Raw genomic sequence first — 19,824 nt, 5'->3', positions numbered from 1 at the left:
GCCGGGGGCGCCCCTCGCGGTCAGCCGGCGGTGTGCCGCGCGGCCAGGTCGAGCGCGATGTCGGTGATCATGTCCTCCTGGCCGCCGACCATCTTGCGCCGGCCCACTTCGACGAGGATCGTGCGGGTGTCGAGGCCGTACCGGTGGGCGGCCGCCTCGGCGTGGCGCAGGAAGCTGGAGTAGACGCCCGCGTAGCCGAGGGTGAGGGTCTCGCGGTCGACGCGCACGTCGCGGTCCTGGAGTGGGCGTACCACGTCGTCGGCGGCGTCCATCAAGGGGAACAGGTCGCAGCCGTGCTCCCAGCCCATCAGGTCGGCGACCGCGATGAACGCCTCCAGTGGGCAGTTGCCGGCTCCGGCGCCCTGGCCGGCGAGGGAGGCGTCGACGCGGGTGACGCCGTTCTCGACGGCGACGACCGAGTTGGCCACGCCCAGCCCGAGGTTGTGATGGGCGTGGATGCCCAGTCCGGTGGCCGGGTCCAGCACATCGCGGTAGGCGCGGAACCGGTCCCGGACGCCGTCCATGGTGAGCCGGCCGCCGGAGTCGGTGACGTACACGCAGTGGGCGCCGTAGGACTCCATCAGCTTGGCCTGGCGGGCCAGTTCGGCCGGTTCGGCCATGTGGGACATCATCAGGAAACCGGCCACGTCCATGCCGAGCTCGCGGGCGGCGGCGATGTGCTGGGCGGAGATGTCGGCCTCGGTGCAGTGGGTGGCGACGCGGACCGAGCGGATGCCGAGCGCGTGGGCCCGGCGCAGGTCGTGCAGGGTGCCGATACCGGGCAGCAGCAGCGTGGTGGGCACCGCGTGCTCGACGGCGTCGCAGACGGCTTCGATCCACTCCCAGTCGGTGTGCGCGCCGACGCCGTAGGTGATGCTGGAGCCGGACAGGCCGTCGCCGTGGGCGATCTCGATCGCGGCGACCCCGGCCGCGTCGAGGGCGGTGGCGACGGTGCGGGCCTGGTCGACGGTGTAGCGGTGGCGGACGGCGTGCATGCCGTCCCGCAGGGTCACGTCCTGGACGTAGAGGGTGGGTGTGGGGGTCATGCGGTCACCGTCTCCGAGCTGTGGGCGGCCATGCGTTCGGCGGTGCGCAGGGCGGCCGAGGTCATGATGTCGAGGTTGCCGGCGTAGGCGGGCAGGTAGTGGGCGGCGCCCTCTACCTCGAGGAACACCGACACCTTCGCGGCCGCCGCGGACCGTTCCCCGGCGGGCAGCAGGGACCGCAGCGGATCGTCCGCCGCCACGCGGTCGAACTGCACCTTCTGCTTGAGGCGGTAGCCGGGGACGTAAGCGCGCACCCGCTCGGCCATCGCTTCCACCGAGGCGGTCACCGCGGCGTCGTCGCAGTCGCCGACCAGGCAGTGCACGGTGTCCCGCATGATCAGCGGCGGCTCGGCGGGGTTGAGGACGATGATGGCCTTGCCGCGGGCCGCGCCGCCGACCCGCTCGATGGCCGCGGAGGTGGTCTCGGTGAACTCGTCGATGTTGGCCCGTGTACCGGGGCCGGCCGAGCGCGAGGAGATCGAGGCGACGATCTCGCCGTAGTGCACCGGCGTCACCGCGGCGACGGCGGCCACGACCGGGATGGTGGCCTGCCCGCCACAGGTGACCATGTTGACGTTGGGCGCGTCCAGGTGGGCGTCGCCGTTGACCGGTGGCACCACGTACGGGCCCAGCGCGGCGGGGGTGAGGTCGACCACCGTGCGGCCGAGCGCGCGCAGCACCTCGTCGTGGCGGCGGTGGGCGCCGGCCGAGGTGGCGTCGAACACCAGGGACACGTCGGCGAACTCGTCCAGTCCGGTCAGGCCGTCCACGCCCTCGTGGGTGGTGGCGACCTTCAGACGGCGGGCGCGGGCCAGGCCGTCCGAGCCGGGGTCGATGCCGGCCATGGCGGCGATCTCCAGGGAGTCCGAGAGCCGCAGGACCTTGATCATCAGGTCGGTGCCGATGTTGCCCGATCCGATGACGGCGACCTTCGTGGTCATGCTCCGGCTCCTTCCGTGGCTCCCGGGGCCGCTTCCGTGGCTTCCGTGGCTGTTTCTGTGGCTTCCGTGGCTTCCGTGCCCGCTTCCGTGGCCGAGGAGGCGAACGCGGCGCCGACGGTGCCGAGACCTTCGATACGGGCGGTGAACTCGTCGCCCTCGGCCGCCACGGCCATCGGGCCGAGCGCGCCGGTCAGGACGATGTCTCCGGCCCGTAGCGGGTCGCCCAGACCGGCGAGGGTGGAGGCCAGCCAGAGCGCGGCGGTGAGCGGGCTGCCCAGGCAGTCGGCGCCGGTGCCCTCGGAGACGGTCCGGCCGTTCTTGGTGAGGGTCATCGTCACACCGCGCAGGTCGACCCGGTCCAGCGGGACGGGGGTGCCGCCGAGGACGAACAGGCCGCAGGACGCGTTGTCGGCGACGGTGTCGACGATGGTGATGTCCCAGTCGGCGATCCGGCTGTCCACGATCTCCAGCGCGGGCAGCGCGAACGCCGTGGCCCGCAGCAGATCGGCGACGGTCGGGTCGCGGTGCGGCAGGTCGGCACCGAGCACCAGGGCGACCTCCGCCTCGACCTTCGGCTGAAGCAGCCGCCCGGGGGCGATCTTCTCCCCCTCCGGCACGGCCATGTCGGCGAAGAGGGCCCCGAAGTCGGGCCGGTCGACGCCGAGTTGCCGCTGGACGGCGGGCGAGGTCAGCCCGATCTTGCGGCCCACCAGCCGCCGGCCCGCGGCGACGGCGCGCTCGGTGTACCGGCGCTGCACGGCGTAGGCCGCCTCGACGTCCGCCTCGGGCAGGAGCGAGCGCACCGGAGGGCAGGGGACGCCGCTGCGGATGGCTTCGTCCAGGACGGCCACCACCTTGGCCACGGCACCCGCGGACTCATGGGCGCTCATCCTCGCCTCCGGCCGTGTGCGCGGGTGCGGCGGTGCGGAACGGGCATGCGGGGTACCTCCGGGACTGGGTTCGGGGCGGGTCGGGGCTGTGGAGAAGTGGCATGGGCTGCTCGGCCCGTGCCATGCCAGGTATAGGCGGGGGCTCCGAGCGGGGGCAAAATACGTTCCATGACACGGAACAGTGCGCAGGGAAACATGCTCGACAAGGCGGTTGTGGTGCTGGACTGCTTCCGGCCGGACGGCGGTGCGTTCCGTCTCACAGAAATCGCCGCCCGTACGGGGCTGGCCAAGACGACCGCGTTCCGCCTCTGCGCCGACCTGGTGCGCCTGGGTCTGCTCGAACGCGACGGCGAGACCTACCGGCTCGGCGGCAAGCTCTTCGAACTGGGGTCGCTGGTGCCGCGCCGGCACGGCCTGCGCGAGTCGGCCCTGCCCTTCCTCCAGGACCTCTTCGAGGCCACGCACGAGACCATCCACCTCGGTGTGCGGGAGGGACACGACGTGGTGTACGTGGAGCGCATCCACGGTCACCAGGCCCTGTCGCTGCCGTCCCGCATCGGCGGCCGGCTGCCGCTGACGTGCACCGGCGTGGGCAAGGCCCTGCTGGCGTTCTCCGGCGACGAGCTGACCGAGGAGGTGCTGGCGGAGCCACTGCCCCGGCTCACCCCGCATTCGGTCACCGACCCGGCGCGGCTGCGCACCGCCATCGAGCAGATCCAGGTGTCCGGCCTCGCCTATGAGGAGCAGGAGGCGGCCATGGGCGTCAGCTGCATCGCCTCTCCCGTCTTCGACGGGCCGACGGCCGTGGCCGCACTGTCCGTGGCCGTGCCGCGGGCCCGCTTCCGCCCCGCCCAGCTGGCGCCGGCCGTGCGGACGGCCGCCCTCGGCCTGTCCCGGGTGCTGCGTTCGGGCCGGGACGCGGGGCGTGGCGACCGCTCCTGAGGCGGCGGCGCGCCGCGACCCGGGCGTGGAGTCGGCCCAACCGTCACCCGGCGGCGAGCGCCACCGCGCCGCTGACGCTGTGTGGGCAACGTTCTCGCAACGTGGCGGGGAGTGTGCTGAATGGGGCCCCTGGCAACCCGGTGACCACGATCGGAGAGGGATCGCCCATGGACCGTATCGCCCTGACACCGGCCGCCGCCGAGCTGATCCGCAGACTGCGGGCGGAGCACGGCCCGCTGATGTTCCACCAGTCCGGCGGATGCTGTGACGGCAGCGCGCCGATGTGCTATCCGCTCGGTGAGTTCCGTACCGGCGGATCGGATGTGCTGCTCGGGGAGCTGGAGGTGGACGGGGTCCAGGAGCCGGTGGGGTTCTGGATGTCGGCCTCGCAGTTCGAGCGGTGGCGGCATACGCATCTCACGGTGGACGTGGTGCCGGGCCGCGGCAGCGGTTTCTCGCTCGAGGCGCCGGAGGGCGTGCGCTTCCTGATCCGCTCACGGCTGCTGGAGCAGGCGGACCCTCTGGAGCAGGCTCACTCCCCGGAACAGGCGGGCTGAGCGGCGCGCCCGCGGGGGCGCCGAGCGGCCGCCGCCAGGGCGGCGGCCGCTCGGCGCCCTCAGCTGGCGTCGGCCAGCGCCAGGGTGTGCAGCCGCTCGGGCGGGCCGGGCCGGGCGTAGTACCAGCCCTGGGCGGTGTCGCAGCCGAGCACCCGCAGGTGCTCGGCCTGGACGGCGGTTTCCACGCCCTCGACCGTCACCGCGAGGTCCAGCGTATGGGCCAGCGAGACGATCCCCTCGACGATCTTGACGTCGACCGGATCGGCCGGGGCGCGCTGCATGCCCCGGGTGAAGGAGCGGTCCAGCTTGAGGGTGCTCACCGGGAGCCGGCGCAGGTACGACAGGTTGGAGTAGCCGGTGCCGAAGTCGTCCAGGGCGATGTCCACACCCAGGTCGGCGAGTTGCCGCAGGGGCCGCAGGGCGCTCTCGTCGGCGCCGACGAGGTCGTTCTCGGTGACCTCCAGGCACAGCGCGCTGGGGCACAGCCCGGAGTTCTCCAGGACCGCCACCGTGTCGGAGACCAGGGTGGGATGGCTCAGCTGGCACGGCGAGAGATTGACGTTGACGCGCAGCGGCTCACCGCCGGGCCCGGCCGCGTCGCGCCACTCGCACGCCTGCCGGGCGGCCTGCTCCAGCACCCAGCGGCCGAGCGGGACGATCAGCCCGGTGTCCTCGGCGAGCGGGATGAACTGGTCCGGGCCGAGCACTCCGTGCACCGGATGCAGCCAGCGGACGAGCGCCTCCGCACCGCGCACGGTGCCGTCGGCGAGCCGTACCAGCGGCTGGTACTCGATGAAGAACTCGCCCTTCTCCAGGGCGGAGGGCAGCCCGTTGGTGAGGCTGTGGCGGGCGATCACCCGGGCGTTGGAGTCGGCGTCGGCGAGCTCGTAGCGATTGCCGCCCGCGGCCTTGGCGCGGTACATGGTGATGTCGGCGCTGCGCAGCACCTCGGCCCGGCCGATCTCCCCGGCCCGGCCGTCGACCACGCCGATGCTGGCCCGCACCTGGAGCTCACGGCCCTCGACCCGGACGGGTTCGGCGAGCGCGGCGAGCATCCGGCGGGCCAGCGCGGTGCCTTCGGCCTGCGCCGCGGGGCCGGTGACCAGGGCGAGGAACTCATCGCCGCCGACCCGGGCGATCAGCTCGCCGGGGGTCCTGACACAGCTCTGGAGGCGTTCGGCGACGGCCTTGAGCATCCGGTCGCCGACGGCGTGCCCGAGGCTGTCGTTGACCGCCTTGAAGCCGTCCAGGTCCAGGTAGCACACCCCGAACCGCTCGGCGTCGGCGTCGGCGGCGAGCACCTGGTCCAGCCGCTCCAGGAACAGGGTGCGGTTGGGCAGCCCGGTCAGCTCGTCATGGGTCGCCTCGTAGCGCAGCCGCTCCCGCAGCAGCCGGTGCTCGGTGATGTCCTCGGCGAGGGCGAGCTGGTACTGCGGGGCGCCACCGGAGTCGCGCAGCAGGATGACGGTCAGATTGGTCCACAACACGCTGCCGTCGTCGCGGTAGTGCGGCTTCTCGATGCGGAAGTGGTCGCGTTCGCCGCTGATCAGCTCGCGGTAGAGCTCATGGGCGCCCGGTACGTCATCGGGGTGGACGAACTCGGTGACGTTGCGGCCGGGGCGGAAGAAGTCCATCCCGCCGAACATCCGGGCCAGGGCGTCGTTGACGACGAGCACCTCGCCGTCGAGTCCGGCGATGCCGACGCCCATGACCGCGCCCTCGAAGACGGCCTGGAACTTGGCCTCGCTCGCGTGCAGCGCCTTCTCGGCCTCGGACCGGGCGGCCAGCGCGGCCCGCGCGATGGCCTCCTGCTCATCGCGCTCGCGCTTGCGCAGCTCGCGGACGAATCCGGCGGCCAGGGCGTGCTGGAGCCGCACACAGCGGGCGCGCGCCTCCTCGTCCGTCAGCGGCTTCCCGTCCGTCAGCGGCTCTTCGCCCGTCAGCGGCTCTTCGTCCGTCAGCGGCCCGTCGGCCGGCTCGGAGGGCAGCCCGGGGGACGCCGAGCACGGCACCAGATGCGCGTCGATGACGCCCAGGATCGCGGGCAGCGCCTCGGGCTCGGTGCACTGGGCGCCCACCAGCGCGGCGCCGACCTCGTACGCCGCCTCGGCGTCGAAAGGGGAGGTGCGCAGGGCGACGCTCAACCGGCGGGCCAGCGGCAGCAGATAGTCCTCGAACTCGTCGGGCTTCATCGTCGTGGCCGCCAGCGGATGGACGGCCCGGCACCAGATGCCCGCGAACCGCCTCAGCGCGTCGCTCTCCGTGGGGGCGAGGTTCCCGGCGGCGTCCCCGGCGCCGCCGTCACATCTCGGCCCGCCCGGTCCGGAGGTCATATCGTGCGCTCCCCCGGGCGACCGACATGGGGTGTGCCCCTGTCGCCTGGCCCGTCCTCGCCCGCCGCGTCCTCGCTTGCGGCGTCGATGCCCTCCGGCCGCCAGTCCACGTCCTGCACTTCCTTCGCCCTCTTCCGGCTTCCGGGGCCGCCCTCGGGTCGTCCGCGTCCTCGGGGAAGTTGAGCACGCCGGAGAGCGGCACGGCAACCCGCTGCTGAGGCGAGATTACTGATCAACCGTTCGATGAGGAAAGGAAAAACGGAAATCTTCAATCCGGATGTGATCACGGCGACGCGCGCGGCCGGGTGATACCGGGCACCTGCCACGGTCATCTGCCGACGGCCCGAGGCCCACGCTGACCTCGTCCCTCCAGTGGGCGTTCCAGTGAAAGTGGACCGCGAAGCCCGCTTCCGGAGCCCGGTTCTGGCGGGGCGCCAACCTCGTTGACCGGCATCCGAATTGGGAAATGCGTCACTTCCGTACGCCTCGGCGCGGCCTCCGGCACCCAGGATGCCGAACACCTCGCACCCTTTTCGCCCCCATGCGGTGATTTGCCATGAATCGGGTACTCGCGACGTGGACCGTTTTCGACACATGAGGACACACGGAGTGACGCGATGGCCCCACCAGCCGCCGCCCACGATCCGCTGTTGCGCCGCTGCCTGACCCTGTTCAGCGGCTTCGACGGGATCGAGGACCAGGACGAGGCAGCGATCCTGCGCCGGGCGATGGCGCAGGTCAGCGCGGTCGGGACGGGCCGCGCCGAGGCGGGGTATCTGCGGCTCGTGGACGGCGACGGCGGCGGCGGTCTGGTCCGCTGTCCGCACGACGGTGCGCGCGCCACCGGGGCCCTGGACGCGCAGGTCCGGGAGCTGGCCGGGCGGGACGGGCCGGTGCGGTTCCCCCGGCGGGCCTGGGGCTGGGCGTTCGGGCTGCGCGTACCGGACGGTCCGCATGAGCCGGACGGGCTGCACGGCGCCCTGGTGGTGAGCTACCGCGACCGGCCGGGCGAGGACGAACGGCTGCTGCTCCGCCTGCTCGTCCGGCAGACCGCGGCGGCGCTGGCCACCGCCGCCGCGCACCGCCGGGAACGCGTCCAGGCCGTGGAGCTGCGCCGGGCGCGGGACGAGCGGGAGGCGATACGGCGGCGGCTGGACTCCTCGCTGACCGACCTCGACCAGCTGCGGGAGGTCCACGACGCCCTCGCCCGCTCGGCCGCCCACGGCGACGGCGAGGACGGCATCGTCCGCACGCTGCACCGGATCACCGGGCTGGCGGCCGCGGCCGAGGACCGGTTCGGCAACCTCCGGGCCTGGGCGGGTCCGGGCCGCCCGGACCCCTACCCCAAGCCCGATCCGGCGCGGCGCGAGGAGCTGCTGCGCGAGGCCGCCCGCCGGCCGCGGCCGGTGCGGGTGCGGGACCGGCTGCTGGCGGTGGCCGATCCGCGCGGTGAGGTGCTGGGCGCGCTGTTCCTGCTGGACCCGGACGGCCGGGCCGACGCGCGGGCCGTCCGGGCGCTGGACCAGGCCGCGACCTCGCTGGGCCTGGAGCTGGCCCATCTGCGGGAGCTGGCCGAGGTGGAGCTGCGGCTGCGCCGGGAGCTGGTCGCCGATCTGCTCGCGGGCACGGACGACACCGGTGCGTACGCCCGCTCCGAGGCGCTCGGCCACGATCTGCGCGGTCCGCACCATGTGATCGTGGTGCGCTGGGCGGACCGGCCGGCCGACGACGTCTTCCTCAAGGCCGTGCGCCGGGCGGCCGCGGGCCTGGGCCTGCGGATGCTGTCCGCCCTGCGCTCGGACACGGCGGTCCTGGTGGTCCAGGGCGCGCCGGAGGCGGACGGAGCCGCGGATGAGCGGTCGCTGCACACCGCGCTCGGCCGTGAGCTGGGCACGGACAGCGGGGCGGTCGGGGTGGGCGGTTCCTGCGACACTCCGCGCGAGGTGCCCCGCTCGTACCAGGAGGCGCTGCGGGCGCTGGAGGTACGCCGCCGCTCGCACCGTGCGCACGGCATGACGTTCTTCGACGACCTGGGGCTGTACCGGATCCTGCGCACCGGGAACGACCACCGGGAGGTCGAGCGGTTCGTCCGGGAGTGGCTGGGCCCGCTGCTGGACTACGACGCCCTGCACCACACGGACCTGGTGGAGACCCTCTCCGAGTACTTCGACCGCGGCGGCAACTACAGCCGGACGGCCGAGGCGCTCGTCATCCACCGCTCGACCCTCCGCTACCGGCTGCGGCGCATCCGCGAGATCAGCGGCAGCGATCTGGCGGACGTGGACAGCAGGCTCAACCTCCACGTGGCCACCCGTATGTGGAAGATCATGAGGAATGGCCCCGAGTGACCGGGGCGTCGCCGGGCACCCGTGGCCGAGGCACGGCATCACACGACGAGGCGGTATCCGCACATGAGCGACAAGAACGAGAGCCTGGCGCGCAACCTGCTCGACCAGCAGGGCACCACCTTCGCCACCGAGGCCGGGATCAAGCTCCGCAACACCCCCGGCCCGCTCTACCAGCTGCTGGTGCTCGCACATCTGCTGTCCGCGCGGATCAGGTCCGACATCGCCGTCGCTTCCGCCCGTGCCCTCTTCGACGCGGGGATGCGCAGCCCGCGGCGGATGGCGGAGGCCACCTGGCAGCAGCGGGTCGACGCGCTCGGCGAGGGCGGCTACCGGCGTTACGACGAGCGGACCGCCGGCCAGCTGGGCGAGGCGGCCGAGCTGGTGAACCGGGAGTACCGGGGGGATCTGCGGCGGATGCGCGAGGCCGGGGACCCCGGGAAGCTGCTGCGGGAGATCAACGGCATCGGCCCGGCCGGGGTGAACATCTTCCTGCGGGAGGCACAGGGCGTATGGCCCGAGTTCGCCCCGTACTTCGACCGCAAGGCGCTGGAGGGCGCCGAGCGCGTCGGGTTGCCGAAGAGCGCCGAGGCGCTGGGGCGGCTGGTGGCCGAGGAGGACCTCCCCCGGCTGGCCGCGGCCCTGGTCCGGGTCGCGCTGGACGCGGACGCCGCGCGGGAGGTGCGCGCCGCCGCGTGACGGAGCGTGGTCAGCGGCGGCGGGTGTTGAGCCGGGCGGCCTGGCGCGTCAGGTGATCGCGCTCGGCGAGGCTGGGTGCCTTCCCGGCCGCCTCGGCGTACAGCCGGGCCGCCGTCGCCAGGTCCCCGTCGCGCTCGTGGAGGTACGCCGCCACCGCGGCGTGGCGGGGCAGGGAGGCGTCCAGCGCCGCGAGCGCCGCCAGCCCGGCGCGCGGTCCGTCGGCCTCGCCGACGGCCACCGCGCGGTTGAGCCGGACGACCGGGCTGTCGGTCAGGCGGGCCAGCTCGTCGTACCACTCGACGATCTGCGCCCAGTCGGTCTCCCCGGCGGTGGGCGCGTCGGCGTGCAGTGCCGCGATGGCGGCCTGGGCCTGGAACTCGCCCAGCCGGTCGCGGGCCAGGGCCGCCTGGAGGAGCTCGACGCCCTCGGCGATCGCCTCGGTGTCCCACCGGCCGCGGTCCTGCTCGGCGAGCGGCACCAGGCTGCCGTCGGGCGCGGTCCGGGTGGCGCGCCGGGCGTGGTGGAGCAGCATGAGGGCGAGCAGCCCCGCCACTTCGGGGTGGTCGACCGCGGCCGCGAGCTGCCGGGTGAGCCGGATGGCCTCGGCGGCGAGATCGACGTCGCCGGAGTAGCCCTCGTTGAAGACCAGGTAGAGGACGCGCAGCACGGTGGCCACGTCGCCGGGCTGGTCGAACCGCACACCGGAGACGGTGCGCTTGGCCCGGCTGATCCGTTGTGCCATGGTCGCCTCGGGCACCAGGTAGGCCCTGGCGATCTGGCGGGTGGTCAGCCCGCCGACGGCGCGCAGCGTGAGCGCGACCGCGGACGACGGGGTCAGGGACGGGTGGGCGCAGAGGAAGTAGAGCTGGAGCGTGTCGTCCACCCCGGGCGCGGGGCCGGGCGCCGGCTCCCTCTCGACGAGGTCCTCACGCCGGCGGCGGGCGGTGTCCGCCCGGGTGGCGTCGAGGAACTTGCGCCAGGCCACGGTGATCAGCCAGCCCTTCGCATCCCGTCTGGGGTATCCCCTGCTCGAAGAGCTTGGGGAAGGGTCGGCCGGCCCGACGCGGACCGCCTCGACGAGTGCGTCCTGCACGGCGTCCTCGGCCGCCGCGAAATCGGCTCCGCGGCGGACGAGGACGGCGAGCACGCTCGGCGTCAGGCTCCGCAGCTCGGCCTCGTCCATCGATGACTCGTGCATCGGCTCGTTCACCGGCTCGTTCTTCGGCTCGTTCTTCGGCTCGTGCATCGTTGAGGTCACTCCAAACGAGGTACAGCGATGGGTGAAAGAAGCCCGCCGAGCGAGGCTCCGGCCTGGTGGGCGGCGTTAGCCCGGCGTGGACCCCGAAGACCCCAAAGAGATTGTCCGGCGTGGGTACGACATTGTCTCCTCGCGCTATGACGAGGCATATGGCGCGGAGACGAAGTACCGGCAGTGGCTCGGCGATGTGCGGCGACGGATCCCGCCCGGCGGGACGGTGCTGGACCTGGGATGCGGAAGCGGGGTGCCGGTCGCCCGTGATCTGGCCGCCGATGGCTACCGGGTCATCGGTGTCGACATCAGCGAGGTACAGATTCGACGGGCCAGGGCGCGGGTGCCCGAGGCGGAGTTCATCTGCGCGGACGCATCGGCCGTGTCCTTCGAAGCCGCTTCCTTCGACGCGGTTGTTTCCTTCTACGCTCTCATCCATATTCCGCTGCCCGAACAGCCGCCGTTGCTGCGGAGGATCGCCGAGTGGCTGCGCCCGGGGGGCTGGTTCGTGGCCACCACCGGGTACGGTGCGCGGACCGGCGTCGAGGAGAACTGGCTCGGTAGCGGTGCCGCGATGTGGTGGAGCCACGCCGACGCGGCCACGAACCGCACCTGGATCACTGAGGCCGGTCTGACCGTCGAACGGGAAGAGTTCGTTCCGGAAGGCGCCGGCGGACATGCCCTGTTCTGGGCACGTCGGGGCTCCCTTTAGCACCGCACGGTCGTCCGTGGTGACGGTATAGGCTCTGGCGCTGCGGGTCGAACGCGTCGTCAAGTCGGCAGCTGCCACCACCAGTCGAACGAGGAGGCTTGTCATAGGCGCCAAGCAGGGCAATGTCATGGTAATGACACGACGGTTGTCGTTATTCATGGTCGACTCGGTCATGTCCACGGTCCCGTCGTTCATCGTGCTGTGGGCAGTCTCCCGGGTCGCCGATGCGGACACCTACGGAACTGTCGCCATCGGACAGGCCTTCGGAGTGATCGGAGCAATTGCCGTCATATGGGGGTGGGAAATTGCCGGGCCACCGGTCATCGCCCGAGCAGATCCACAGGCACGCAAAGACTACTATGCCGAGTCGATCGGGGCGCGGATATGGTTGTTCGTTCCCGCCGTCTTTTTCGGAGTGATCGGCCTGTGGTTCGCCACCGATCACTCCTACCTGGCCATCGTCGCGGGCCTGACCGGAACGCTTTCCGGACTGTCGCCGTCCTGGTTCTACATCGGAACGGGCGACAGTCGTTCCTTGGTTCTTCTCGAAACCGTTCCGAACGTAGCGGCAACCCTGTTGGGTGCTTGGCTGACGGTGCTGTCCGGGTTTGTGCTGCCGATTCTTGTGCTGCCGTTGCTGGGCGCGATGGTAAGTCCTGTTGTCGCGTCCGTACAGATTCTGGGTTCGCGACGGCTGCGTGCCAGTGACTTCCACTTCTCCAATGTCGTGGCGGCGTTGCGCAAGGATGCCGCCGCCGCGGCCACGGGTGCCACGACAGCGCTGTATGTGACGCTCCCCGTGCTTCTTCTGGCAGCCGTGAACCACGGTGCGGTCGCGTCCTTCGCCGCGGCGGAACGCCTCGAGCGGTCCGCGCTCTCTCTGGCGACGCCTGTCACCAAGGTTCTCCAGGGCTGGGTGCCCTCGACAGACCAGCGGCTGGTGGTCCCCAGAATCCTTCGGGCACTGGTGATCGGGGTGGCGACCTCCGCCACGCTGGCGACCGCCGCCGCGTGCACCGCCGCGCCCATTCTTCGCCTCACCACGGACGGCGAAATCTCGATTTCGCTTGCTTCTTCGCTTTTTCTGGGCCTCATCGTCGGCGCCATCGCTCTCTCGCAAGTCACGGGCATCGTGTGCCTGGCCAGTCTCGGTCTCTTTGCCAAGGTTCTGACCAGCACCATCCTCGGGGCCGTCGTCGGATTGGTGCTCGTGCCCGCGATCGGCCACCACTACGGCACCGCCGGCGCCCTGGCCGCTCTGGCGGTCGCGGAGCTGACCGTACTTCTCTACCAGCTCTGGGCCGTGCTGACGGCTCTCCGCGAGCTGAAGGAGGCGCCGCGCGCCGAACTCGTGGGCGCGGAGGGCTGACCTCGGTCCTTCGTGACCCGCACGGTGTGCGGTGCCGTCGTATCGCGCGGCACCGCACACCGTCGTCCGAGCGGGGTCAGCGGGGCTCCTTCGCATCGAAAAGGAACGCCCCCTGGGTGTCCGGCGAGACCAGGTGGCTCGCCGACGCCCGATACATCCGAGCCAATTTCGGCCAATTCCACCAGAGCCGCGCATGCTCCTTCAGCAAGCCTTTGAGGGAACTCACGAACAGCGAACGGCTCCGCCTGCGCCGGGACACCAGATCCCCGTTGGGAAAGTAGATGTCGACCGCGTCACGGTGACCGATGTCCCGCCATTCGTCCATCGCGGCAGGAAGCACCGGAGCAACCGTATGCCGCCGGTCCGTGAACGCGTGCCGGCATATCAGCGCGCAGATCCGCAGCAGTGTGGCGATCTTGCTTTTCGGTGATGTGTGATCGCTCCTGTGCGGTGTCGCTTCGACTGAGATCTGATCGGGGTCCTCAGCCCGTTCCGAGGCATCAAGGAAACCCTGGCGCAAGCTGTTCAATGACGCGAGCTTGCCATCGGACTCGCGGAGCAGATCCGCCGGCTCTCGATGCAGGTCGATCAGCGCTTGGCACCTGAGAGCGGCAGTCGAGTAGCGCATGCACAACAGCGACTCGATATCGAAGGCGAGATTCGTCAGGACAACGCCGGTGCCGCGACGATGCGGCGAGTGGATCAAGGCGGCAATGCAGCGATTACGCAGAAGATAATAGGCTTGCCAATTGTGAGCGTCTTTCTCCCGCCAGGACTCGTGCCAGACCCCGAACCCCGGAAGACTGACCGTGGGGATGCCATGCGCACCAGCCCGGAGCCCGTACTCGATATCATCCCACTTGATGAAAACAGGCAGCGGAAGCCCAATGGATTTTATGACGTCGACCGGAATGAGACATGTCCACCAGGCGTTGTAGTCGACATCGAAACGCCGATGGAGCCACGGAGTCCTCCGCAGGTCATGGAGCGACAAGTCGAATGAATCAACAACTCCGGGTACCGAATCCCACATGTAGTCACGCCGGTCGATCCCCTCGCCGAACGTGGACAGCACACACGGTTCGTTCATCTCAAACATATGGGCACCCACGATCGTGGGCTCCCGGCAGAAATCGGCGAAAGCCAGGCCCCTGATGAAGCTTTCCGGGTCCACGGCCACGTCATCGTCCATGACCACTACGTAATCACTCAGTTCCTCCCTGATGGCTTCGTACATGCCGCGCCCGAACCCTCCGGCTCCGCCCAGGTTCCGCTGCTTCACGACCCGCAGCCGGCGGACCACTTCGGGGTCGAGGTCACCGAAGTGCGGATTGTCCGCGACCGGATACCGCCGGCCGTGATCGACGACGACGATATGTTCCACCCGTCCGCCGAGGCGGATCACCTCACCGAAACTCTTCAGAAGGCCCATACAGGTTTCCGGTCGATCATGAGTCGTGATCACGATCGTCACGGTGCCCTGCTTTCCCCGGTCGTCCTGCACCTGCCATTCGGCATTCACGATCCGGACGGCCGGACCCTGCGGGGCGACCTCGAACCAGTACCACCCACCTCGCTGGAATGCGTCCAAGGGCAGAACCTCGTCGAAGGAACTGTCCTGCGCCGCGTCCTTGGAAAGCACCCGCGTTGCGTCGCCGTGCTCGTCCGACCTGAGAACCGTCACCGTGCATGCGCCGTTCACTGTTATTTTCAACCTGACGTGACGACGCGATGTCCAGGTGTGCCAATAACTGGCCGGAAAGGCGCTGAAGTAGGCCGCCATGGACGCAACTCCACCCGAAACGACTGCCCTTTCGTCGTTCCCTGTACCGTTCGCATCGCCCGCCGTCAGGGATTCAGCATGAGAGGAGACGTAGAGGGGCAGCGTTTCGATGGGGCGGTCAAGCGGAAAGCGTGTCTGCTGAACAGTTCGCCAAAGAGTCTTCCGCACGCTCTGGTGCACACCATCAGCGATCGTTGCCACTTTTCAGCTCCTTCGACGATGACGTCTCAAACGATCTGGGCCCGGCACAGACCTGTCAACCCGCTGCACCCGGTCCCCTGCCCTGCCCCTGGACAGCTTGTGGTCGTGCAGCATCGTGACGATCGCGAACCGTGGACGGCCACCACCGGTTGCTGAAAACTCGGCCTCCAGTGTCGCGCCAGGAAGACGAAGTGCGTACCGCGAGGGGAGAAGGCCATTGCCTGCCAGTGCGATCGACCTCGACCACGTGATCGGCAAGGTGCGGACGACAGGGTACGCGGTGCTTCCGGGCGTCCTCTCGCCCGAGGAGACCCGGCGGACCAGAGAAGCACTGCACCGGTTGTCGGAGCTGGACGACGAGACCCATGGCGTCGAGCGCCTCGTCGGGATGCGGGAACGCGGCGCGCTGCGCAACCTGGCCGCCGCCGACGATGTCTTCCACGCCCTGCTGGAGACCTCGCCCGCGCTCGACATCGTCGACGCGTTCCTCGGCCCACGGGGCATACTCAACTGCTTTGACGCCCTGACCCTGTTCCCAGGGCAGGGGCGCTACCCGTGGGACTACCACACGGACCTGATGGACGTCACCGGTGTGTCGTTCCCGCCCCACAGGATTCCCGGTGTCAACGTCCTCTACTACTTCGACCGGGTGCGCGAGGAGAACGGCGCCACCTGGGTCGTCCCCGGCAGCCACCTCACCCTCGCCGACGAGCCGGACCCCGAGGTGATGGCGCCGCTGTCGGTGCCCTTGGAGGTCGAACCCGGTGACGGCGTCGTGTTCGACGCGCGGATCTGGCACTGTGCGGGCACCAACGGCTCGGACGTGCCACGCGCCCTGATCAAGACGTTGTTCACCGCGCCCTGGTACCGGCCGCAGATGGACTTCACCCGCGCCGTGCCCGAGGACGTGCTCGCCCGGCTCAGCCCGCGCGCCCGGCGGTATCTGAACGTGCACAACGTACCGCCCACGACCGTCGACGAGCTGCGGTGGCGGCTGTTCCACGGTGACGCGGTGTACGAGGAGGAGGCCACCGCGGACAAGGTCGCGGAGGTCTGAGGTGTATCTGCTGCCGTTCTTCAGCTACCGGCAGGTCGACGACGCCGTCGTCCTCACCAACCACATCACCAAGAAGCAGGCCGTCGACACGTGGGCGACCGTGGAGGCGCTGGAGGCGATCTACAACTCGCCGTCCGATCCGATCGGCCTCCCCGCGGTCGCCGAGGAGATGGAACTGGTCTTCGCGGACCGCGACGAGGCCAACAGGTGGCTCGACAGCGGTCCGTCCCGGCAGTCGGGCCGACTGCCCAAGATCGAGCAGATCGAGCTGACCAACCGCTGCCCGTACACCTGCAAGATGTGCCCGCGTACCTTCGAGATGGACCGCGGCCTCGGCGACATGTCGCTGGAGCTGTTCGACTCGATCATGAGCCAGGTCAGCGGTGACACGAAGTTCTGCGCACTGCACCACTTCGGGGAGTCCTTGCTGCACAAGGGCGTCGGCGAGGCCATCGCCATCGCGCTGAGCCACGGCGTGCGCACCGGCCTGTCGTGCAATCCGCCGAGTCTGCTGCCCAAGCGGGCCGAGGCGGTCCTCAGCGCGGGCATCGCGAACATGGTGTTGTCGCTGGACTCCCTGGACCCGGACGTCTACAAGTCCATCCGCGGCCGGGCGGCCCGGCTCGACGTCGCCGACCGCAATCTGCGCGAGCTGGTGCGGTTGCGCGACGAGGGCGGCTACGACACCAACCTCACCCTCCAGATGATCAATATGCACGCCAACAACGATGAGGCCGAGCGGTTCCTCGCCTACTGCGAGGAGCTGGGTGTCGACCGCGGTGTGGTGATCCGGCTCGAGCGCTGGGACTTCGACGACGAGCTGGTGGCCGAGCTGGGCGAGCACACGTCGGCCGGTTACACCGAACCGTGCACCCGGCCGTGGAACTCCGTGGCCATCCTGTGGGACGGGCGGGTCGTCCCGTGCTGCCACGACTACAACGGCGAGAAGGTGCTCGGCAACCTTCAGCACGAGACGCTCGAGGAGATCTGGGCGAAGCCGGAGTCCCGCGAGTTCCGCTCCCGCAACGCCGAGATGGCCATCTGCGCCAAGTGCGCGTTCGGCCAGTCGTTCCGGGAGGCCAGGCGGCAGAAGGAGGGCTTCCACCGGTTCCACCGGGAGGTGACCGAGCCGGATGGCGCGCGGTGGGAGTGGTTCAATCCGCGCCTGCTCGACGCGGGCCGGACCAGGGCTTGGTACGACGGCTTCGATGTGCTGCCGGCGGTGTCCCACGAGACGGGAGCGTGAACGTGGACCAGACGCGATCGACGCGCGATGCGCGGGTGAAGTTCGAGTCGGCCGATCTGGCCGCTCGGGCCGTGGCGCTGCGGGGATGGGCGTACGCCGACGAGGGGCTGGACGTCGTCGGCCCGCTGCTGGGCGCGGCTCGTGGGCCCGGTGAGCAGGCCGCCGCACACGGTGCGTGGATCTCCGTGGAGAAGCCGGACCCGGCGCACGCCCTGGGACCGGTCCGTTCGGTGGTCGTCCTGACCACGACCGGCGATGCCACCGTGTCCATCGCCCACGGCGGCCAGGCGTGGCGGCCCGCCGGGGACGAGGAGCCGCCCGCGTGGACCGTGCGGCTGGGCGCCGGCGCCCAGGTCGTGGTCGACGGGCGCGCCGCCTACCGTCTCGACGAGGGTGAGGCCACTGCACGGCGCTGGACAGCCGCGTGACGCGAGGAGGCAGCAGATGATCACGCTGGGTATCACGGGCAGCTTCGCCGACCTGGCCGGGACGTTCATGCCCGACGTACCGGAGTGGCTGTTCCACGACTCCGCCGCGGCCCTGGTGGTGGACGGGACGGTGGTCGCCGCGGTCGAGGAGGAACGTCTCAACCGGCTCAAGCACTCCAACCTGTTCCCCGCCTCGGCGGCGAAGGCCTGCCTGGAGCTGGCCGGCGTGCGCGCGCAGGACGTCGACGACGTGGCGTTCTTCTTCGGGGAGGACTACGCCGACCTGGAGGTCGGCCACGAGTACCTGAAGTTCCCCGATGTGCCCGTGCTCTCCGCGCGGGAGCTGCTGACGACACGCCTCACCGAGGCGCTGGGACGGGAGTTCCAGCACGGTGACGTCCACTTCACCAAGCACCACCGCGCCCACGCGTTCGGCTCCTTCGCCGACTCGGGGTTCGACAGCGCGCTGGCGGTGGTCATCGACGGCAATGGCGAGGCCGAGGGTGTTTCGGTGTTCGACTGCGCCGACGGCGGCATGAAGCTGCTGCACAGCTACCCCGATCAGCACTCGCTGGGACATCTGTACCTGGCGCTGCTGCCGTTCCTCGGCTTCCGCCGCTTCGACGAGTACAAGGTCATGGGACTCGCGCCCTACGGTGACCCGTCGGTGTACCGCGACTGCTTCCGCCCGTACTACGCACTGCTGGACGACGGCGGGTACACCATGAACAGCGGCGCCGTGGTGGAGCACCTGCTGCACGCCGGGTTCGCACCGCGCAGGCGCGGTGAGCCGATCCGGCAGCAGGACTCCGACCTGGCGGCGGCCCTCCAGGCGACGCTGGAGGAGGTGGAGCGCCATCTGCTGAGCCACTGGGCGCGGCAGACCGGGGCCGGCCGGCTGTGTCTGTCCGGTGGTGTGGCCCACAACTCGACGGCCAACGGACGCGTCCTCCAGTGGGGTCTGTTCGACGAGGTCTTCGTCCACCCGGCGTCGCACGACGCGGGCGCGTCGGCGGGTGCGGCGCAGCACCGGCAGGCGGAGGTCACCGGCGGCCGCCGGGGCAAGGGGCTCGTCAACGCCTTCCTCGGGCCCGACCTGGGCGGCCGGGACGTGGTGCGGGCCGAACTGGCCGGGTGGCGCGCCTTCGTGGACGTGGAGGAGATCGCGCCGGGTGAGGAGGCGCGGTACGCGGCGTCGGCGGTCGCGTCCGGCCAGGTCGTGGGCTGGGCGCACGGGCGGTCCGAGTTCGGGCCGCGGGCCCTCGGCCACCGCAGCATCCTGGCCGATCCCCGCGACGCCGGCAGCCGCGACCGGGTCAACGCGATGATCAAGAAGCGGGAGGGGTTCCGGCCCTTCGCCCCGGCGGTCCTCGCCGAGTCCGCGCGCGAGGTGTTCGACCTCACCGCCACCAAGGCGCGCCTGGACTTCATGGGCTGCGTCGTGGACGTCCGCCCCGAATGGCGGGAGAAACTGCCCGCCGTCACCCACGTGGACGGCAGCGCACGCGTGCAGACCGTGCACCGGGAAACCAATCCGGTGATGTGGGAGCTGATCGACGGTTTCCGCGCGGCCACGGATGTGCCGGTGGTGCTGAACACGTCGTTCAACAACTTCGCCGAGCCGATCGTGCAGTCGGTGGGCGATGTGCTGCGGTGTCTGGTGACCACGACGCTCGACCTGGCCGTCGTGCCCGGCCACGCGGTCCGGCGCAAGCCCGGGTTCCGCGCCGTGCTCCACACCGCGGACGTGGTGCTCCACCCGGCGACCCGGCTGCGCGAGGTGGCGACGGCCGACGGCTCGGTGACCCGCGTCGTGTCGTTCCGTACCCAGGGGGCGAAGCCCGTCGCCGTGTCGGAGCCGGTGTTCGGCCTGCTCCGGGCGGCCGCGTCGGGGCCGACGTCGGCGGCGGCCCATGGACTGCCCGCGGACGAGGAAACCCTGGACGCACTGCTCCTGCTGTGGGAGCACCGGGTCGTGGACTTCCGGGTCCGCTGACGCCTTCAGGAGGAATCATCGGGGGGCGTC

At 70.7% G+C, this 19,824-nt stretch carries 16 protein-coding genes; 10 read left to right on the top strand and 6 right to left on the bottom strand.

Annotated features, from left to right (window positions below):
• Positions 1-20: 20 nt before the first annotated feature.
• From dmpG to PS467_RS34475, 3 genes are read right to left on the bottom strand one after another with little or no spacing between them, the layout of a single operon-like run.
• Positions 21-1,046 (bottom strand): 4-hydroxy-2-oxovalerate aldolase, encoded by a 1,026-nt coding sequence (gene dmpG / locus PS467_RS34485; RefSeq protein ID WP_311038496.1) that lies wholly within the window; start codon positions 1,044-1,046, stop codon positions 21-23.
• Entirely contained in the window at positions 1,043-1,987 is a 945-nt protein-coding gene (locus tag PS467_RS34480) for an acetaldehyde dehydrogenase (acetylating) (protein ID WP_311038495.1), read from the bottom strand. Before PS467_RS34480 ends, dmpG begins: the two co-directional genes overlap by 4 nt.
• Positions 1,984-2,877, bottom strand: coding sequence for a 2-keto-4-pentenoate hydratase (locus PS467_RS34475; RefSeq protein ID WP_311038494.1), 894 nt, complete (start codon positions 2,875-2,877; stop codon positions 1,984-1,986). The genes PS467_RS34480 and PS467_RS34475 overlap by 4 nt, the downstream gene beginning before the upstream one ends.
• Before the next feature lie 195 nt (positions 2,878-3,072).
• On the opposite strand from PS467_RS34475, the gene PS467_RS34470 reads away from it, so the two are divergent.
• A complete protein-coding gene (locus PS467_RS34470) occupies positions 3,073-3,819 on the top strand; it encodes an IclR family transcriptional regulator (RefSeq protein ID WP_311040045.1) in 747 nt (248 codons plus the stop codon).
• Between the two features lie 167 nt (positions 3,820-3,986).
• Positions 3,987-4,376, top strand: coding sequence for a DUF779 domain-containing protein (locus tag PS467_RS34465; protein WP_311038493.1), 390 nt, complete (start codon positions 3,987-3,989; stop codon positions 4,374-4,376).
• A gap of 59 nt (positions 4,377-4,435) precedes the next feature.
• Here PS467_RS34465 and PS467_RS34460 read toward each other — a convergent pair whose 3' ends face one another.
• Positions 4,436-6,709, bottom strand: coding sequence for a putative bifunctional diguanylate cyclase/phosphodiesterase (locus tag PS467_RS34460; RefSeq protein ID WP_311038492.1), 2,274 nt, complete (start codon positions 6,707-6,709; stop codon positions 4,436-4,438).
• A gap of 617 nt (positions 6,710-7,326) precedes the next feature.
• On the opposite strand from PS467_RS34460, the gene PS467_RS34455 reads away from it, so the two are divergent.
• Positions 7,327-9,057, top strand: a complete 1,731-nt coding sequence (locus PS467_RS34455) for a PucR family transcriptional regulator (protein ID WP_311038491.1) — start codon at positions 7,327-7,329, stop codon at positions 9,055-9,057.
• A 63-nt stretch (positions 9,058-9,120) separates the two neighbouring features.
• Positions 9,121-9,753 carry an HhH-GDP family DNA glycosylase gene (locus tag PS467_RS34450; protein ID WP_311038490.1) on the top strand — a complete coding sequence of 211 codons (633 nt, stop codon included), beginning with the start codon at positions 9,121-9,123 and terminating at the stop codon, positions 9,751-9,753.
• Between the two features lie 10 nt (positions 9,754-9,763).
• Here the strand turns inward: PS467_RS34450 and PS467_RS34445 are convergent, their stop codons facing one another.
• Positions 9,764-10,936: an RNA polymerase sigma factor gene (locus PS467_RS34445; protein WP_311040044.1), complete on the bottom strand. Its 1,173-nt coding sequence runs from the start codon at positions 10,934-10,936 to the stop codon at positions 9,764-9,766.
• Between the two features lie 151 nt (positions 10,937-11,087).
• On the opposite strand from PS467_RS34445, the gene PS467_RS34440 reads away from it, so the two are divergent.
• Complete coding sequence (locus PS467_RS34440) at positions 11,088-11,714, top strand: class I SAM-dependent methyltransferase (protein WP_311038489.1); 627 nt, start codon at positions 11,088-11,090, stop codon at positions 11,712-11,714.
• A gap of 157 nt (positions 11,715-11,871) precedes the next feature.
• On the top strand, positions 11,872-13,083 hold the full coding sequence (locus PS467_RS34435; protein WP_311038488.1) for a hypothetical protein: 1,212 nt from the start codon (positions 11,872-11,874) through the stop codon (positions 13,081-13,083).
• Between the two features lie 76 nt (positions 13,084-13,159).
• On the opposite strand, the gene PS467_RS34430 is transcribed toward PS467_RS34435, so the two are convergent.
• Positions 13,160-15,067: a glycosyltransferase gene (locus PS467_RS34430; protein WP_311038487.1), complete on the bottom strand. Its 1,908-nt coding sequence runs from the start codon at positions 15,065-15,067 to the stop codon at positions 13,160-13,162.
• A gap of 217 nt (positions 15,068-15,284) precedes the next feature.
• Between PS467_RS34430 and PS467_RS34425 the strand changes: the two genes are divergently transcribed.
• The 4 genes from PS467_RS34425 to PS467_RS34410 are packed head-to-tail and all read left to right on the top strand — an operon-like array spanning position 15,285 to position 19,794.
• Complete coding sequence (locus PS467_RS34425; RefSeq protein ID WP_311038486.1) at positions 15,285-16,124, top strand: phytanoyl-CoA dioxygenase family protein; 840 nt, start codon at positions 15,285-15,287, stop codon at positions 16,122-16,124.
• A 1-nt stretch (position 16,125) separates the two neighbouring features.
• On the top strand, positions 16,126-17,370 hold the full coding sequence (locus PS467_RS34420) for a radical SAM/SPASM domain-containing protein (RefSeq protein WP_311038485.1): 1,245 nt from the start codon (positions 16,126-16,128) through the stop codon (positions 17,368-17,370).
• 2 nt (positions 17,371-17,372) lie between these two features.
• Complete coding sequence (locus tag PS467_RS34415) at positions 17,373-17,798, top strand: hypothetical protein (protein ID WP_311038484.1); 426 nt, start codon at positions 17,373-17,375, stop codon at positions 17,796-17,798.
• Positions 17,799-17,814: 16 nt separating this feature from the next.
• Positions 17,815-19,794, top strand: a complete 1,980-nt coding sequence (locus PS467_RS34410) for a carbamoyltransferase family protein (RefSeq protein WP_311038483.1) — start codon at positions 17,815-17,817, stop codon at positions 19,792-19,794.
• The last annotated feature ends 30 nt before the right edge of the window (positions 19,795-19,824 follow it).

Origin of the sequence: Streptomyces luomodiensis (genome assembly GCF_031679605.1) — a bacterium.
Lineage (GTDB): Bacteria > Actinomycetota > Actinomycetes > Streptomycetales > Streptomycetaceae > Streptomyces > Streptomyces luomodiensis.
This window is presented reverse-complemented; position numbering and strand designations above follow the sequence as displayed.

What these genes read in the sequence shown, in the direction of transcription:
- dmpG (WP_311038496.1), bottom strand. Translation starts at nt 1,046, where the DNA reads ATGACCCCCACACCCACCCTCTACGTCCAGGACGTGACCCTGCGGGAC.
- PS467_RS34480 (WP_311038495.1), bottom strand. Translation starts at nt 1,987, where the DNA reads ATGACCACGAAGGTCGCCGTCATCGGATCGGGCAACATCGGCACCGAC.
- PS467_RS34475 (WP_311038494.1), bottom strand. Translation starts at nt 2,877, where the DNA reads ATGAGCGCCCATGAGTCCGCGGGTGCCGTGGCCAAGGTGGTGGCCGTC.
- PS467_RS34470 (WP_311040045.1), top strand. Translation starts at nt 3,073, where the DNA reads ATGCTCGACAAGGCGGTTGTGGTGCTGGACTGCTTCCGGCCGGACGGC.
- PS467_RS34465 (WP_311038493.1), top strand. Translation starts at nt 3,987, where the DNA reads ATGGACCGTATCGCCCTGACACCGGCCGCCGCCGAGCTGATCCGCAGA.
- PS467_RS34460 (WP_311038492.1), bottom strand. Translation starts at nt 6,709, where the DNA reads ATGACCTCCGGACCGGGCGGGCCGAGATGTGACGGCGGCGCCGGGGAC.
- PS467_RS34455 (WP_311038491.1), top strand. Translation starts at nt 7,327, where the DNA reads ATGGCCCCACCAGCCGCCGCCCACGATCCGCTGTTGCGCCGCTGCCTG.
- PS467_RS34450 (WP_311038490.1), top strand. Translation starts at nt 9,121, where the DNA reads ATGAGCGACAAGAACGAGAGCCTGGCGCGCAACCTGCTCGACCAGCAG.
- PS467_RS34445 (WP_311040044.1), bottom strand. Translation starts at nt 10,936, where the DNA reads ATGGACGAGGCCGAGCTGCGGAGCCTGACGCCGAGCGTGCTCGCCGTC.
- PS467_RS34435 (WP_311038488.1), top strand. Translation starts at nt 11,872, where the DNA reads ATGGTCGACTCGGTCATGTCCACGGTCCCGTCGTTCATCGTGCTGTGG.
- PS467_RS34410 (WP_311038483.1), top strand. Translation starts at nt 17,815, where the DNA reads ATGATCACGCTGGGTATCACGGGCAGCTTCGCCGACCTGGCCGGGACG.